Raw genomic sequence first — 14,664 nt, 5'->3', positions numbered from 1 at the left:
GTCTCGCCGCCGTTTTCCGTCGCCGCCGGGCGGTCTTCACATCATCTCCATCCGGCCTCCATCGACGATCCATACCGCGGCGGCACCCTACAGCCCATCGCATCGCGCGGACCGCGGGGGAAGATGTAAGAGATGGAGACGCCGATCATCGACGTACAGGACCTCATCAAGCGCTTCGGACCGATCGAAGCCGTGCGCGGCGTGACCTTTTCCGTCGCCGCGGGCGAGATTTTCGGCTTCCTCGGTCCGAACGGCGCCGGAAAGACCACGACGATCAAGGTGCTGGCGACGCTGTTGCGGCCGACGTCGGGCCGCGCCTCGCTCGCCGGCTACGATGTGGTCACGCGCCCCGGCGACGTACGGCGGTCGATGGGCATCGTCTTCCAGGACCCGAGCCTCGACAACCGCCTCACCGCCGAGCAGAATCTGCGATTTCACGCGATGCTCTACGGCGTGCCGGCCGCGGAGGTCGAGCCGCGCCTTCAGGCCGTGCTCGAGATGGTGGAGCTCGGCGAGCGGCGGCGGGCGCTCGTCGCGACGTACTCCGGCGGGATGAAGCGGCGCCTGGAGATCGCCCGGGGCCTCCTGCACAAGCCCAGGGTGCTGTTCCTCGACGAGCCGACGCTGGGGCTCGACCTGCAGACGCGCAACCACATCTGGGAGTACGTCGTCGACCTCCGCCGGCGCGAAGGCGTGACGGTTTTCATGACGACGCACTACATCGAGGAGTCGGAGCACTGCGATCGGATCGCGATCATCGACGGCGGCCGCATCGTCGCGCTTGACACGCCCGACGCGCTGCGCCGGCAGGTCGGAGGCGACGTGATCACGATCACCTCGCCGGACGCCGCGGCGCTGGCCCGCGAGATCGAGGCGCGCTTCGGCGCCGGCGCGCGCGCCGCGGACGGCCGCGTGGTCGTGGAGCTGGAGCGGGGGGCGGAGTTCGTGCCGCGGGTGGCCGCGGCGTTTCCGTCGCTCGTGACCGCGGTTGCGGTCAAGCAGCCCACCCTGGACGACGTCTTTCTCAAGCTGACCGGCCACGCGATCCGGGACGAGTCGGCCTCCGCGACGGACCAATTGCGGACGATGGCGCGGGCCTGGGGGCGCCGCTGATGGCGAGCGCCGCACGCCCGGTGCCGCCCACCGAGCCGGGGCGGGCCACCATGCCGCCGCGGCCCGGCGCGGCCGTGCCGTCGACCGGCTGGCGTCACGAACTCCGCGCCGCGTACGCGATCTGGCTGCGCGAGCTGATCCGGTTTGTGTCCGAGCGCGCCCGCATCCTCGGGGCGCTCGGACAGCCGCTGATCTACCTCGCGATCATGGGGACGGGATTCGGGGCGACGTTCCGGTCGGCGGCGGTGCCGCGCGGCTTCAGCTACCTCGAGTTCATGTACCCGGGCGTCCTCGGAATGACGGTGCTCTTCACGGCGATATTTTCCGCGATCTCGATCATCTGGGACCGCGAGTTCGGGTTTCTGAAGGAAATCCTCGTCGCGCCGGTGGCACGGGGCAGCATCGTGGCCGGCAAGGTCGCCGGCGGCGCGACCGTAGCGACGCTCCAGGGCGTGATGCTGCTGATCCTGGCGCCGCTCGTCGGCGTGCACCTCAGCCTCGTCCAGATCGCCGGCATCGCGCTGGTGATGCTGCTGGTCGCCGCGTCCCTGACAAGCTTCGGACTCGTCATCGCCTCCCGCATGCAGACGATGGAAGGCTTTCAGGTGGTGATGAACTTTCTCGTGCTGCCGCTGTGGCTGCTCTCAGGCGCGTTTTTTCCGCTGCGCGGCCTCCCGCTGTGGATGGCGGTGCTGACGCGGATCGACCCGCTGACGTACGCCGTCGACGCGCTCCGCGGCATGGTCTACGCCGGCTCACCGCTGGCGCAGGCGCTCGTCGCGCACCCGTACCGGCTGAACCTCGCCATCATCGTGCTGTTTCTCGCCGTGATGCTCACAGCGGCCGTCGTGACGTTCCGGTCGCGGGAGGACTAGACGCCGGCAGCGCGACGAGTCCGATACATCCCGAGGCTGAGGCGCCGACCGTCGTTGGATGACGGGATTCTTGCGCGACCTCAGTAACCGCGTGCAACGTCGATAACGTTCGCGAGCGGTTCGCCCTTCACGTAGCGCTGAATATTCTCTGCCATGATCGCCGCGATGCGCTCGAAGAACTTCGGCGTGATCCCGGAGACGTGCGGCGTGATGATCACCTGCGGGAACTCGTACAACGGGTGGTCGCCGGGGAGCGGCTCGGTGTCGAACACGTCCAACCCGGCGCCGGCGATCCAGCCTTCGCGCAGCGCCCGGATCAACGCCGCCTCCTGGACGATCGGCCCGCGCGACACGTTGATAAAGAAGGCGCCCGGCTTCATCAAGCGGAACTCGCGCTCGCCCATGCGGCCTTTCGTTTCCGGCGTGAGCGGCAAGAGCGTCACGACGTAGTCGGCTTCCCGGAGCAGCTCGTCGGTGCGCTCGGGCGGCAGGACGAGATCGAGATGCGGCACCGGCCCCGGCGTCCGCTTGGTGCCGATCACGCGCATCCCGAACGCCGCCGCGCGCGCGGCCAGCGGTTTCCCGATCTGTCCCAGCCCGAGGATGCCGAGCACCGTGCCCGCCACGTCCCGGCCGATCCCGGCCGGACGGTCCCACACCCGGTTGGCCTGGTTGCGTATGTCGAGGTGTAGCCGCCGCGCAAACGCGAGGACGAGCGCCATGACGTGGTCCGGCAGCGCCACGTGCGCGCCGACCGTCCGCGTGAGCACGACGCGGCGATCGCGAATGCCCGGAAGGGCCACGAATCCGTCCACACCGGCCGTGAACGCGTGCACCCACTGGAGCCGCCGCCCGTGCTCGAGTACCCCGGCCGGCAGGGACCACCCTGTGGCGATGTCGGCCTCCGGGGCCAGGGCGACCGCCTCGTCGCGGGTTGCCGGCATGAGAATGCGCGCGCCCGGCGCCGCGGCCTCCGCGGCGGCGCGGAACCGTTCCCGCGCCGCCGCCGGCACGTAGGCGTCGATCATCATGAGGATCGTCAGGTCCGACGGGTTCCGGCCGCTCACGACGCGGGCGCCGCGGTCCGGGCCGCCATCTCCGCTGCGGCCCGCCGGCTCGCCAGGAGCGCGCCGTACGGCCCGGTGTCCGCGATCACGCCGTTGCGAAGGACAATCGCGAGGCCGGACAGGGGAGAGATGCGCTCGCCCGGCAGGAGGATGCCGGCCAAGTTGAGCGGATCCGCCGCCGAGATCACCACGTCGGCCGTCTCGTCGGGCTCGCGACGCACGGCCCGCAGCGTCTCGACCGCGCCCGGCAGCGCGTATTGCTCTCCCGCGACGCCGGCGACAAAGCGCCCCCCGCGCACCTGGCCCTGCGCTTCCCAGCGCCGGTAGACGTCAAGCAGCCGCCGCCACGGCGGCAGCGCCCGCTCGCGGGCGAGGAGATCTCTGAACACGACGCCGTACCGGCGGAGGAGCTGACGGGCCACGACCGCGTCGCGCTCGTCCGGCTTCAGCGCGATGTCGCCCGGCCGCCAGACGGCCCACCGGCCGGCCGGCAGCGCGCGCCGCGCAGGACGCCCCACGTGCCCGATGTTGATTTGAAGGTACCGGCGGCGGCGATTCGGATCGCTCCGGTCGATGAGCCGGCGCAATCCCGCGAACCCGTCGCCGCTGACGAGGCCCTTCGCGACCAACTCCCAGAGCGCCGTCTCGGTGTCGGCGGGCATGCGGCCGATCCCGCGCGCGACGTCGGTCAAAAACGAAGCGCCCCGCTCCGCGAGATATCGGAACACGTCGGCCGCCGCGCCGCGCAGGGCCGCATCGCCGTGCCCGCCTCCGTCCGGCTCGACGAACGCGCCGAGGTCTTCGCGCAGCAGAAGCGCGATCGGCGCCGACCGCGACAGCGACGTCCCGCGCTTGGCCGGGGTCCCGTTCGGCGCGCCCTCGCCGCTCGGGCCCGCGGTCGGGCCGGCGCTCAGACGTCCCCAGGTGACGAGACCGTTGAGGCAGAGCGCGTTGAGATCCTCCGGATCGTACAGGCGCACCCGGCCGGGGAGGACGTGCTCGTCCCAGGCCGGGGCCGGCACTTCGAGGCCCTGGAGAATTCCCACGACCTCCGCGACACCGTCCCGTCCGTGCAGTTGGGTCCCGGGCTGAAGATGCTGCCAGCGCAGGAGGAAGCGCATGAACGTCGCCGGGGAGACCGCGTCGATCTCACGCCGGAGCCGCCCGAGGGTGAGCCGGTGAATCCGCGCGAGGAGGCGCCGGTCGCACCACTCCTCGTCCGCCGTCCCGGGGGTGAACCGCCCACGCAAGATTACGCCGCTCCCCTCGAGCGCGGCCAGCGCGGTCTCCACGGATCCGTGCGAGAGGCCGAGGCGCGCGGCGAGCGCCGCGGACGTGAACGGTCCGACGCACTGCACCCAGCCGTGAACGATCAGCCGCGCGGCTTCGGACGGTTCGAGATCGTCCGGCGTCACGCCGAGCGGCGGCGGCTCGGGCTCGAAGCGCACCTCGCCGAGGGCCCGAGCCACGTCGGGCGCCCGATCGGCCGCGACATAGGCCCGGCGCTCGCGCCCGAAAGCGTCGTGCCATACGGCCACGGTGGCGCGCCGATCCGCCGCGAGCGTGCGCGCCTGCGCGTCCCACGGCGCCGCATCCTCGAGCGGCAGGAGGCGCACGGTGAGCAGGTGGTCGTGCAGATCGTCGGCGCCGCGGATGTCGGGCCAGGCCTGAGCGGCAACGTCGGCGATCGCGGCCGCGTCAAGTACGCCCGGTCCGTCCGAGGCGCCGGGGCCGACGTGCCGCAGCGCGACCGCGCGGGCGCGGCGCTCCTCGAGCGGCGCGTCGTCGAGAAAGGCGTACGGGTTGGCGTTCAGGATCTCGTGCGAGATCGGTGAAGGCGCCGGGGTCTCCACGGCGGCGGTACGGATCGCGCCGCGCTCCATCTCCCCGAGCACCGCCGCGAGCCCGGCCATGTCCATGGCCTCGTTGAGGCAGTTGCCGATCGTCTCGTTGACGAGCGGGTGGTCGGGCGGGGTGATCGGCCCGGCATGGTTGTCCTGACACGCGACCTGATCGGGAAAGACCGCGGCGAGCAGATCCTCGGCGCGCATGCGCTGGATCGGCATCGGCACGCGCCGGCCGCCCTGGTACCGCGGGACGGCGAGTGAGCGGGCCGCGTTCCACCGCCACCGGGTGGTGAACAGCGGCGAGGGGAGCACCGCCTGAATGATGTCGTCGCGCAGCATCGCCGGCCGGACGAAATGAAACACCGTCTCCAGCGGAAAACTGTGTTGCGGGCCGAGCGACAGCACGATGCCGTCGTCCGTGGCCGCCGCCTGCAATTCGAAATCGAACGTCAGGCAGAAGCGCTTGCGCAATGCGAAGCCCCACGCGCGGTTGATCCGCGCGCCGAACGGCGTGTGCAGAACGAGCTGCATGCCGCCGGCTTCGTCAAAGAAGCGTTCGGCGACGATCCAGTCCTGCGCCGGCACGCCGCCGAGGGCGGCGCGCGTCTCGGTGAGGTACTGGACGGCCTGGGCCGCGCCGTCGGCGTCGAGGGCGGTCTCGCGGCTGAGCCACTCCTGCGCCGCGGCCGGATCGCCGAGCCGCGCCTCGATCGCCGCGCGCAGCGCCGACACCGCGGCCGACAACTCGCGGCTGCGGCCGGGCGATTCGCCGAGCCAGAACGGCACCGACGGGGGCGCGCCGTGGGCGTCTTCCACCCGGACGCGCCCGGCCTCCACGCGGCGGATGCGCCACGACGTGTTGCCGAGCAGGAAGACGTCGCCCGCCATGCTCTCGACCGCGAAGTCTTCGTTGACCCGGCCGACGAGCACGCCTTCGGGATCGTGGATCACGTCGTAATCGGCCGTGTCCGGAATGGCGCCGCCCGAGGTGATCGCGGCGAGGCGCGCGCCCCGGCGGCCCCGCACCGTCCCGCGGGTGCGGTCGCGGTGAAGATACGCGGCCCCGCGGCCCCACCGCCGCGCGACGCCTTCGGCCAGCATGTCGACGAGCTGGTCGAACTCCGGCCGGCCGAGATCGCGATAGGCGTGCGCGCGCCGGACGAGCGCGTACAACTCGTCCTCGGCAATCTCCTCGGCGGCGGCCACCGCCACCATCTGCTGCGCGAGGACGTCGAGCGGTTTCTCGGGCAGCACGACCGTGTCGAGCTCCCCCGCCCGGGCGGCGCGCACCGCCGCGGCGCACTGCAGCATCTCGTCTCGCGTGAACGGGAAGAGGATGCCGCGGGAGACGCCGCCCACCGTGTGCCCGGCCCGGCCGACGCGCTGGAGGAGGACGGCGATCGACGATGGCGTGCCGAGATGGCAGACGAGATCGACGTGGCCGATGTCGATGCCAAGCTCGAGCGAGGCGGTCGCCACGACGACGCGCAGCTCCCCGCTCTTGAGCCGGCGCTCCGCGTCGAGCCGGAGGCGCCGCGAGAGGCTGCCGTGGTGCGCGGCCACCTGCGACTCGCCGAGGCGCTGGCCGAGCTGATGGGCGACCCGCTCCGCCAGCCGCCGGGTGTTCACGAACACCAGCGTGGTCCGGTGGCTCTGCGCGAGCGCGGCGAGCCGGTCGTAGACGGCGTCCCGCACGTCGTTCGCGACGATCGGTCCCCGCGGCGGGCCGGGCACCTCGATGGACAGGTCCCACGGGCGGCGGTGGCCGGCGTCGACGATCGCGCAGTCGCCGGCGGTGCCGGTGAGCAGCCGGCCGATCTCCTCGACGGGTTTCTGCGTCGCGCTCAACCCGATGCGCTGGAGGCGCCGTCCCGCCAGGCGGTCGAGCCGCTCGAGCGAAAGCGTGAGGTGCGCCCCGCGCTTGTCCTGCGCAACCGCGTGAATCTCGTCCACGATGACCGTGCGGGCATGCTTGAGAAACGTCCGGCTGCCGTCCGCGGTCAGCAGGATGTAGAGCGACTCCGGCGTTGTGATCAGGATGTGCGGCGGCCGGCGGCGCATCCGCGCGCGGTCGGCGGCCGGCGTGTCGCCGGAGCGAACCGCGACGCGGATTTCGGGCAGGACCGCACCCGCGGCGGCGGCCCGCTCGCGAATCTCGGCGAGAGGACCGACGAGGTTGGCGTGGACGTCGTTGCCGAGCGCCTTGAGGGGCGAGACATACACAACCGCCGTCTCGTCGGGCAGATGACCGCCGGCGCCCCGCATCCCTTCGAGCAGCAGGGCGTTGACGGCCCACAAAAAGCCGGCGAGCGTCTTGCCCGATCCGGTGGGCGCGGCGATGAGCGTGTCGCGGCCGGACGCGATCGCCGGCCAGCCGCCGGCCTGCGCCGGTGTCGGCGCGCCGAACCGTTCGGCGAACCACTCCGCGACGAGTGGATGGAAGCGGTGGAGAGCCATGGGAATCTCCTGATATGTTATAATACGCGCAACGCAAACGCGAGGACGGGGAGGAGTAGGTCCGAGCGGCGTCCGAAGCGAGGGGAGGGTTGGTGAGAGCTCCCCGGGCCGCACGAACCGAACGTCGCCCCTGAGCAGCGGATCGTCGGCCGTTCGCCCCGCGCCAGACGGGGCGTCCTGACGCCGCGGATTCGCCGGGTGCGCCCGAGACAGCGCGTCGAGCCGCGGCCCCTTCGGGCCGTGGGATGAAGGTGGTACCGCGAAGCGCCGCTTCGCCCTTTGGGGTGAGGCGGCGTTGATGTTACAGGAGGCCGCCGGATGGCGGCCGGAAGGCCCTGGGCCTACGGCGTGAGCCAGGGCGCGAGACGGGCAGGGGGCGGGCTGGATGGCGGACGGACCGAAGACGGCAGGAGGGCGCGAAGGCGGCCGGAGGTCCCGCGCAGACGGGGCAGGAGGGCGCGAAGGCGCTCGGGGATCCCGCGAAGACGGGGCGGAGCTGCCGAAGACGTACGATCCGGCGGCGACCGAGGAGCGCTGGTACCGAACCTGGGACGCGCGCGGCTACTTCCGCGCCGTTCCCGACCCGTCGCGCCGGCCGTACACGATCATGATGCCGCTGCCCAACGTGACCGGCGAACTGCACATGGGCCACGCGCTCAACAACGGCGTGCAGGACTGCCTGATCCGCTGGAGCCGCATGCGCGGCCACAACGCGCTGTACCAGCCGGGGATGGATCACGCGGGCATCGCCGTGCACGTGGTGATGGATCGGCGGCTGGCCAAAGAGGGCCTCACACGGTTCTCGCTCGGCCGCGAGCGGTTCCTCGAAGAGACGTGGAAGTGGCGCGAGGAGATCGGCCAGGCCATCCTCGGTCAGATGCGGCGCCTGCTGCTCTCGTGCGACTGGAAGCGCACCATCTTCACGATGGATCCGGGGTACTCGCGCGCGGTGGCGGAGTGTTTCATCCGCCTGTACAACAAAGGCTTCATCTACAAGGGCAAGCGGATGATCAACTGGTGCCCGAAGGACCAGACGAGCATCTCGGACCTGGAAGTGGAGTACGTTGAGGAGCAGAGCACCCTGTATTACGTGCGGTATCCCGGCGCCGGCGGGGACGACGGTGTCGTGATCGCCACGCAGCGGCCGGAGACGATCCTCGCCGATGTCGCCGTGGCGGTGCATCCCGGCGACGAACGCTACAAGAAACTGGTGGGCACGCAGGTCGTCGTGCCGATCGTGAACCGCCCCGTGCCGGTGATCGCCGACCGCCGTGTCGAGCGCGGCTTCGGCACGGGCGCGGTGAAGATCACCCCGGGCCACGATCTGCTCGACTACGAGATCGGCGTGGACCACAAGCTGCCCGTCCTGATCGCGTTCGATCCCCACGGCCGGATGACCATGGGCGGCCCGCGCTACGAGGGCCTCGACCGGATGGAGGCGCGGCAGGCGGCCGTGGATGACCTCCGGTCCGCCGGCCTGCTGGTGCGCGAGGAGCCGTACACGACGAACATCGGCCGGTGCGACCGCTGCAAGACGACGATCGAACCGTACATCTCCGACCAGTGGTTCTGCCGGATGAAAGCACTCGCCGCCCCGGCGATCGGGGCGGTGCGCGACGGACGGGTCCGGTTTCATCCCGGGCGCTGGACCAAGTTTTTCCTTGATTGGATGGACCAGATCCGGGACTGGAACATCAGCCGGCAGCTGTGGTGGGGGCACCAGATCCCGATGTGGCACTGTGAGTGCGGTGAGATGATCGCCGGCATCGAGCGCCCGAAGTCGTGTCCGAAGTGCGGCGGCACGGAGCTCACGCGGGATCCGGACGTTCTCGACACCTGGTTCAGCTCGGCGCTGTGGCCGATGGCGACGCTGGGGTGGCCCGACGAGACCGCCGATCTCGAGTACTTCTATCCGACGAACACGCTGGCGACGGCGCGCGACATCATCTTCCTGTGGGTGGCGCGCATGATCATGTTCGGCCTGGAGCTGCGCCACGAGATCCCGTTCACGGACGTCTACATCAACCCGACCGTGCTCAACATCGAGGGCCGGCGGATGAGCAAGAGCCTCGGCACCGGGATGGACCCGCTGCTGCTGATCGACCGCTACGGCGCCGATTCGCTGCGGTTCGCGCTCCTCAACCGCTGCACGGGGGAGCAGGATCTGCGCTTCTCCGAGAAGATGGTCGAGGACACCCGCAACTTCGCCAACAAAATCTGGAACGCCGCCCGGCTCGCGCGCCTGCACCTCGAGGGGCACGACGTGCCGGCCGGCCGCCCGCGGGGCGCGCGGACGCTGCCCAACCGCTGGATCCTCGACCGGTTCGCGCGCGCCGCCTCCGACGTCACCGCGGCCCTCGAGGCCTACGAGTTTCACACGGCGTGCCACCGGCTGTACGAGTTCATCTGGAGCGAGTTCTGCGACTGGTACCTCGAGATGGCGAAGGTGGATTTGGAGCGGGCCGCCGAGCAGCCGGCCGCGGAGACGCGCCACGTCCTCGGCTGGGTGCTCGGACAGACGATGGCCCTGCTGCACCCGGTGATGCCGGCGATCACGGAAGAAATCTGGCAGGCGCTGCCGCACGAGGGCGAGACGGTCATGCGGGCGCCGTGGCCCGAGCCGCCGGATGCGTGGCGCGACGCGGCGGCCGAGACCGCGATGGCCGAGGTGATGGAGATCGCGGGCGCGGTACGCGGCATCCGCGCGGAACTGGGTCTTGCCACACAGCCGGTGGACGCCTCGCTCCACGTTGCCGACGGCGACCGCGAGCGGGTGGACCGCCTGCGGCCGTACCTCGCCCACCTCGTTCGCCTGGATCCGGACCGGCTGCCCGTGCGGGGCCTCGACGAGCACGGAGCGTTCGGCATCTCCTCGCCGTACGGGCGGGGCCGGATCGAGATCCACGTCGAGGCGCCCGAGTTGCGCGCCAAGGCGCGGGAGCGGTTCGAGAAACAGCTGACCTTGCTGGAGCGAGACCTCGCCGGGGTCACCCGGCGGCTCGAGGATCCCGCGTTCGTGCAGAAGGCGCCGGCGGAGGTCGTGGCCGCGGACCGCGCGCGGGCGCAGGGCCTCGTGGAGCGGCGCGGGACGCTGCGCCGGTATCTGGCCGATCTTGCCCCGCCGTCCCGCCCCGCACCGCCGGGGTCCGGCGGCGTGAGGCCGCGGTGAGTCCGACCGAGTCGGGCGCCCCCATCGCCGCCGCGGCGCCGCCGGCGCCGGCCCGCGCGATGACCCATCCGTCGGCGCGCTGGATCACCTACGCGCTCTCGGCCGGCGGCGTCGTCATCCTGGTCCTCTTCGGCGCGACGACGAATCTGCAGGCGGCCGTCCGCGCGCTGCGGGACGTCCGGCCGTTCCTCTTCGCCCTCGCGGTGCTGGCGGTGCCGGCGCAGATCGTGGTCCGGGCCGTGCGGTGGCGGTATATGGTCCGCCGCCTGACGGATACCACAATCTCGGGGCGGTTCGCCGCGGTGTCGGTCGTCTGCGGAGTCGCGGCCGGCAGCATGACGCCCGGGCGGAGCTTCGAACTGGCCAAGGCCGTCATGCTCCGCGATGCGTACGGCGTCGGGCTCGGGCTGTCCGTGTCGGCGATGCTGATCGAGCGGCTGCTCGACATCGTCGCGCTCGTCGCGGGCCTGCTGCTTGCCGCGGTCATGTTGCCGCGGCAGACGGTCCTCGCGAACACGGCGCTGCCGGTGCTGATCGCGGTGATCGTTCTCGGCACGGCGCTGCTCGCCGGGGCGCCGGATCACGTCCGGGCGGGCGCGGCCGTGCTGCTTCGCGGCGTGCCGTTTCGCGCGCTCCGCAACCGGGCGCTGGCGTTCGTCGATCTCCTCTGTACGAGCATTGCCGTCTCGCGCCGCCGGCACACCTTGGGCGCGCTGCTCGCGTTGACCGCGCTCGGCATCGCCCTCGACTTCGCGCGCGTCATCGCGGTCTTCGGGGCGCTCCGCGTTGCGCTGCCGCCCCAGGTCCTCGTCTTCACCTACGTCGGCGCCATGATTCTCGGGATGGCCCTGCTCGTCCCGGGCGGGGTGGGCGTGACGGAAGTCTCGCAGGCGGGGCTCATCGCCGTGCTCGCCCCGCACGCGGTCGCCACCGCCGTCGCCCGCAGCGGCGTCCTGATCGATCGCATCGTGTCCTACTACGCGGTGCTGGTCGCCGGCGGCATCCTGCTGATGGCGTATCACCGCTACCACCGCGTGATCCGTTGAGCGGCGACAACCGGCCCGCCGGGGGCAGGAGGGTTCGCGTCGGGGCCGCGAACAGGGGGGTGCTGTGATGGTACGCCGGGGCATCCTGATGCTCTTCCTGGCGGCCGGCCTCTTCGGCGGGTCGATCGCGGCCGGGTTCCTGCTCGCGAAGGGAGCCTTTCGCCACGTTCCTGGGGCGGCCGCGACCGGATCGCCGGACGCGTCGAGGTCCGCGGTCGCGCCACCCGCCCCCGCAGTCCGGGGCGGGGGAGTGACGGCCGGGCCGGTCACCCGAACCCCGCCCGCCGCCGGAACCGCGACACCCCCGCCTGCCTCGCCCGTGCCGGGCGCCCAGACGGCCGCCGGCGCGTCCAGTATCGGGGGGCCGGCCCAATCCGCGGCCCAGCCCGGGGCGGCGACCCCGATGCCCGCACCGTCTGCGCCGAGCGCGGTTCCTACGGCGCCGGCGCCGCGCCCGTCCCAAACCGTGCCTGTTGTTCCGGGACGATTCCACGTGCAGGTGGCGGGTTTCCCGGAGCTGCAGAACGCGCAAGCCCTGGCGCTGCGGCTTCGCGCCCGCGGCTACGCGGTGACGGTCACGGACGGGCCGCCGTATCGGGTGTGGGTCGGCGGCTATCTCGACCGGGCGACGGCCGAGCGCCTCGCGACGTACCTTCGACAGAGCGGGCTGTCGCCGACGCTCGTTCCGCAGTAAACTGATGGCCGGCGACCAAGTTCTGCTGACCCTCGACGGCGGCGTCGCCCTCGTCACGCTCAACCGGCCGGAAGTGCTCAACGCGTTGAGCCAGGCATTGATGGAAGAGCTCGCCGCGACGCTGGAAGGCTGCGACCGCGACGCGGCGGTGCGCTGCATCGTGCTCTGGGGCGGTCCCCGGGTGTTTGCGGCCGGCGCCGACGTGCGGGAAATGGCGGAGGCGACGACCGCCGACGTCATCAAAGCGTACCGGTTCGAGCAGTGGATGCGCATCCGGCGGATCGCCAAGCCCGTCATCGCCGCGGTATCGGGCTACGCGCTCGGCGGCGGCTGCGAGCTGGCGATGCTGTGCGACATCATCGTCGCCTCGGAGAGCGCCCAGTTTGGGCAGCCGGAGATCCGGCTCGGCCTGATGCCCGGCGCCGGAGGAACGCAGCGGCTCACCCGCGCGGTCGGCAAGTCGCGCGCCATGGAGATGGTGCTGACGGGACGTGCCCTGACGGCGCCGGAAGCCCTCGCGGCCGGGCTCGTTTCACGGGTGGTGCCGCCGGAGCTGTGTCTGGACGAAGCGAAGCGCCTCGCCGCGGAGATCGCGCGGCAGGCCCCGATCGCGGTCCGGCTCGCGAAAGAGGCGGTGCTGCAGGCCTACGAATCCTCGCTCGAAGCCGGCCTCGTGTTCGAGCGCCGGTGCTTCCAGGCGCTCTTCAGCACAGACGACAAGCGCGAGGGCGTCCGCGCGTTTCTCGAGAAGCGCCGGCCGGAGTTCCAGGGCCGGTGACCGCCGCGTCCACCACGCCGACGGCTTCGATTTCACGGCTGCCGGCGGCGAGCCGGCCGGCACGCCCGCTCCCCGCGCGGGGCGACTCGCTGCGCGCGGTGGCGCGCGAGGTGGTGGCGTGCGCGCGCTGCCCGCGTCTGCGCCGCCACTGTGAGGCGGTGGCGGCGGTCCGCAAACGTGAGTTCTCGGCGTGCACCTACTGGGGGCGTCCGGTCCCCGGCTTCGGCGATCCCGCCTCGCGCCTGCTGATCGTGGGGCTGGCGCCCGCGGCGCACGGGGCGAATCGCACGGGCCGGATGTTCACCGGCGACCGCTCCGGCGACTGGCTGTTCCGGGCGATGCATCGCGCGGGGTTCGCCAGCCAGCCGACGTCGGTGCGGCGAGGAGACGGACTGCGCCTGATCGATGCATACCTGACCGCGCCGGTACGCTGCGCGCCGCCGTTGAACAAGCCGGCGCCCGCGGAGATCGCCCGCTGCCTTCCCTTCCTCGAACGAGAGCTCGCGCTGCTGCGGCGGGTTCGGGTGGTCGTCGCCCTGGGCCGCATCGGGTTCGACGTCTGCCGGCGCGTGTTCGCCTCGCGCGGGGTGCCGACGCGGTCGTTGCGCTTCGGGCACGGAGCCGCCTACAACCTCGGGCCGCACGGGCCGGTGCTCATCGCCTCGTATCATCCGAGCCGGCAGAACACCAACACCGGCAGGCTGACCGAACCGATGCTCGACGCGGTCTTCGAGCGGGCCCGCGCGGTCCTCGAAGCGGGGGCGTAACGAGCAGCCGATGGGAGGGAACCCGGCGATGTACGAAACGGTGCTGACCGAGGATCGCGAGGGCGTGCGGGTGATCACGCTCAACCGGCCCGACGTGCTCAACGCCTTCGACGCCAAGCTGGGCGAGGAGCTGTTGGACGCGCTCGCCAAGGCCGACGGCGACGCGCAGGTGCGCTGCGTCGTGCTGACGGGCGCGGGCCGCGCCTTTTGCTCCGGCGCCGACCTGCGCGGACACACGCCGGGGGAAACCTCGCTCGGCGCGCTGCTGCGCGCGCGGTATAACCGGATCATCCTCCGTCTGCGGACGACGGAGAAGCCCGTCGTCGCCGCGGTCAACGGCGTCGCCGCCGGCGCAGGCTGCAACCTCGCGCTGGCCGCCGACCTGCGCGTGGCGTCGGACCGGGCCAGCTTCATCGAGGTGTTCACGCGGGTCGGCCTGATTCCGGACTCGGGCGGCACGTGGCTGCTGCCGCGGTTCGTAGGCGTCGGACGCGCGCTCGAGATGATGTTCTTTGCAGAGCCGGTGGACGCGGCCGCCTCCGAGCGGCTGGGGCTCGTGAACCGGGTGGTGCCGGCGGACGACCTGATGCCGCGCGCGCTGGAGTGGGCCGCGCGGCTCGCCCAGGGACCGACGCGGGCCTACGGGCTGATCAAGCGGGGCGTGGACCGCGCCCTCGCTCTCGACCTGCGCGGGGCGCTCGAATACGAGGCCTACCTTCAGGAGATCGCCGGCCGGTCCGAGGATCACCGCGAGGGCGTGGCGGCGTTCCTCGCCAAACGGGCGCCGGCGTACGTGGGACGCTAAGGCGCGCCGGGCGCGCGTGGACGGCCGGAGAATCGTGGAGGGACGC

At 71.9% G+C, this 14,664-nt stretch carries 10 protein-coding genes; 8 read left to right on the top strand and 2 right to left on the bottom strand.

What is annotated here, in order from left to right:
* Nucleotides 1-132: 132 nt before the first annotated feature.
* Both VKT83_09205 and VKT83_09200 read left to right on the top strand, forming a co-directional pair.
* Nucleotides 133-1,113 (top strand): ATP-binding cassette domain-containing protein, encoded by a 981-nt coding sequence (locus VKT83_09205; protein HLY22631.1) that lies wholly within the window; start codon nt 133-135, stop codon nt 1,111-1,113.
* Nucleotides 1,113-1,988: an ABC transporter permease gene (locus VKT83_09200; protein ID HLY22630.1), complete on the top strand. Its 876-nt coding sequence runs from the start codon at nt 1,113-1,115 to the stop codon at nt 1,986-1,988. Before VKT83_09205 ends, VKT83_09200 begins: the two co-directional genes overlap by 1 nt.
* A gap of 80 nt (nt 1,989-2,068) precedes the next feature.
* Here the strand turns inward: VKT83_09200 and VKT83_09195 are convergent, their stop codons facing one another.
* Nucleotides 2,069-3,055, bottom strand: a complete 987-nt coding sequence (locus VKT83_09195; protein ID HLY22629.1) for a D-2-hydroxyacid dehydrogenase — start codon at nt 3,053-3,055, stop codon at nt 2,069-2,071.
* Nucleotides 3,052-7,359, bottom strand: a complete 4,308-nt coding sequence (locus tag VKT83_09190; GenBank protein ID HLY22628.1) for a DEAD/DEAH box helicase — start codon at nt 7,357-7,359, stop codon at nt 3,052-3,054. Before VKT83_09190 ends, VKT83_09195 begins: the two co-directional genes overlap by 4 nt.
* 385 nt (nt 7,360-7,744) lie before the next feature.
* On the opposite strand from VKT83_09190, the gene VKT83_09185 reads away from it, so the two are divergent.
* The 6 genes from VKT83_09185 (at nt 7,745) to VKT83_09160 (ending at nt 14,618) form a co-directional block, all read left to right on the top strand.
* On the top strand, nt 7,745-10,528 hold the full coding sequence (locus tag VKT83_09185) for a valine--tRNA ligase (GenBank protein HLY22627.1): 2,784 nt from the start codon (nt 7,745-7,747) through the stop codon (nt 10,526-10,528).
* Nucleotides 10,525-11,574: a lysylphosphatidylglycerol synthase transmembrane domain-containing protein gene (locus VKT83_09180; GenBank protein ID HLY22626.1), complete on the top strand. Its 1,050-nt coding sequence runs from the start codon at nt 10,525-10,527 to the stop codon at nt 11,572-11,574. The genes VKT83_09185 and VKT83_09180 overlap by 4 nt, the downstream gene beginning before the upstream one ends.
* A gap of 67 nt (nt 11,575-11,641) precedes the next feature.
* Nucleotides 11,642-12,268 (top strand): SPOR domain-containing protein, encoded by a 627-nt coding sequence (locus VKT83_09175; GenBank protein ID HLY22625.1) that lies wholly within the window; start codon nt 11,642-11,644, stop codon nt 12,266-12,268.
* Nucleotides 12,269-12,272: 4 nt separating this feature from the next.
* A complete protein-coding gene (locus VKT83_09170; GenBank protein ID HLY22624.1) occupies nt 12,273-13,046 on the top strand; it encodes an enoyl-CoA hydratase-related protein in 774 nt (257 codons plus the stop codon).
* Nucleotides 13,043-13,813, top strand: coding sequence for a uracil-DNA glycosylase (locus tag VKT83_09165; protein HLY22623.1), 771 nt, complete (start codon nt 13,043-13,045; stop codon nt 13,811-13,813). The genes VKT83_09170 and VKT83_09165 overlap by 4 nt, the downstream gene beginning before the upstream one ends.
* Before the next feature lie 28 nt (nt 13,814-13,841).
* Entirely contained in the window at nt 13,842-14,618 is a 777-nt protein-coding gene (locus VKT83_09160; GenBank protein HLY22622.1) for an enoyl-CoA hydratase-related protein, read from the top strand.
* Nucleotides 14,619-14,664: the final 46 nt, after the last annotated feature.

The sequence above is a fragment of the bacterium genome (genome assembly GCA_035308905.1).
Classification (GTDB): Bacteria; Sysuimicrobiota; Sysuimicrobiia; order Sysuimicrobiales; family Segetimicrobiaceae; genus DASSJF01.
The sequence above is the reverse complement of the archived record's forward strand: the minus strand, read 5'-3'. Positions and strand labels throughout refer to the sequence as shown.

Bases quoted from the DNA above. Each gene is read 5' to 3' on its own strand.
- VKT83_09170 (HLY22624.1), top strand. From the start codon at position 12,273: ATGGCCGGCGACCAAGTTCTGCTGACCCTCGACGGCGGCGTCGCCCTC.
- VKT83_09200 (HLY22630.1), top strand. From the start codon at position 1,113: ATGGCGAGCGCCGCACGCCCGGTGCCGCCCACCGAGCCGGGGCGGGCC.
- VKT83_09160 (HLY22622.1), top strand. From the start codon at position 13,842: ATGTACGAAACGGTGCTGACCGAGGATCGCGAGGGCGTGCGGGTGATC.
- VKT83_09175 (HLY22625.1), top strand. From the start codon at position 11,642: ATGGTACGCCGGGGCATCCTGATGCTCTTCCTGGCGGCCGGCCTCTTC.
- VKT83_09205 (HLY22631.1), top strand. From the start codon at position 133: ATGGAGACGCCGATCATCGACGTACAGGACCTCATCAAGCGCTTCGGA.
- VKT83_09190 (HLY22628.1), bottom strand. From the start codon at position 7,359: ATGGCTCTCCACCGCTTCCATCCACTCGTCGCGGAGTGGTTCGCCGAA.
- VKT83_09185 (HLY22627.1), top strand. From the start codon at position 7,745: ATGGCGGACGGACCGAAGACGGCAGGAGGGCGCGAAGGCGGCCGGAGG.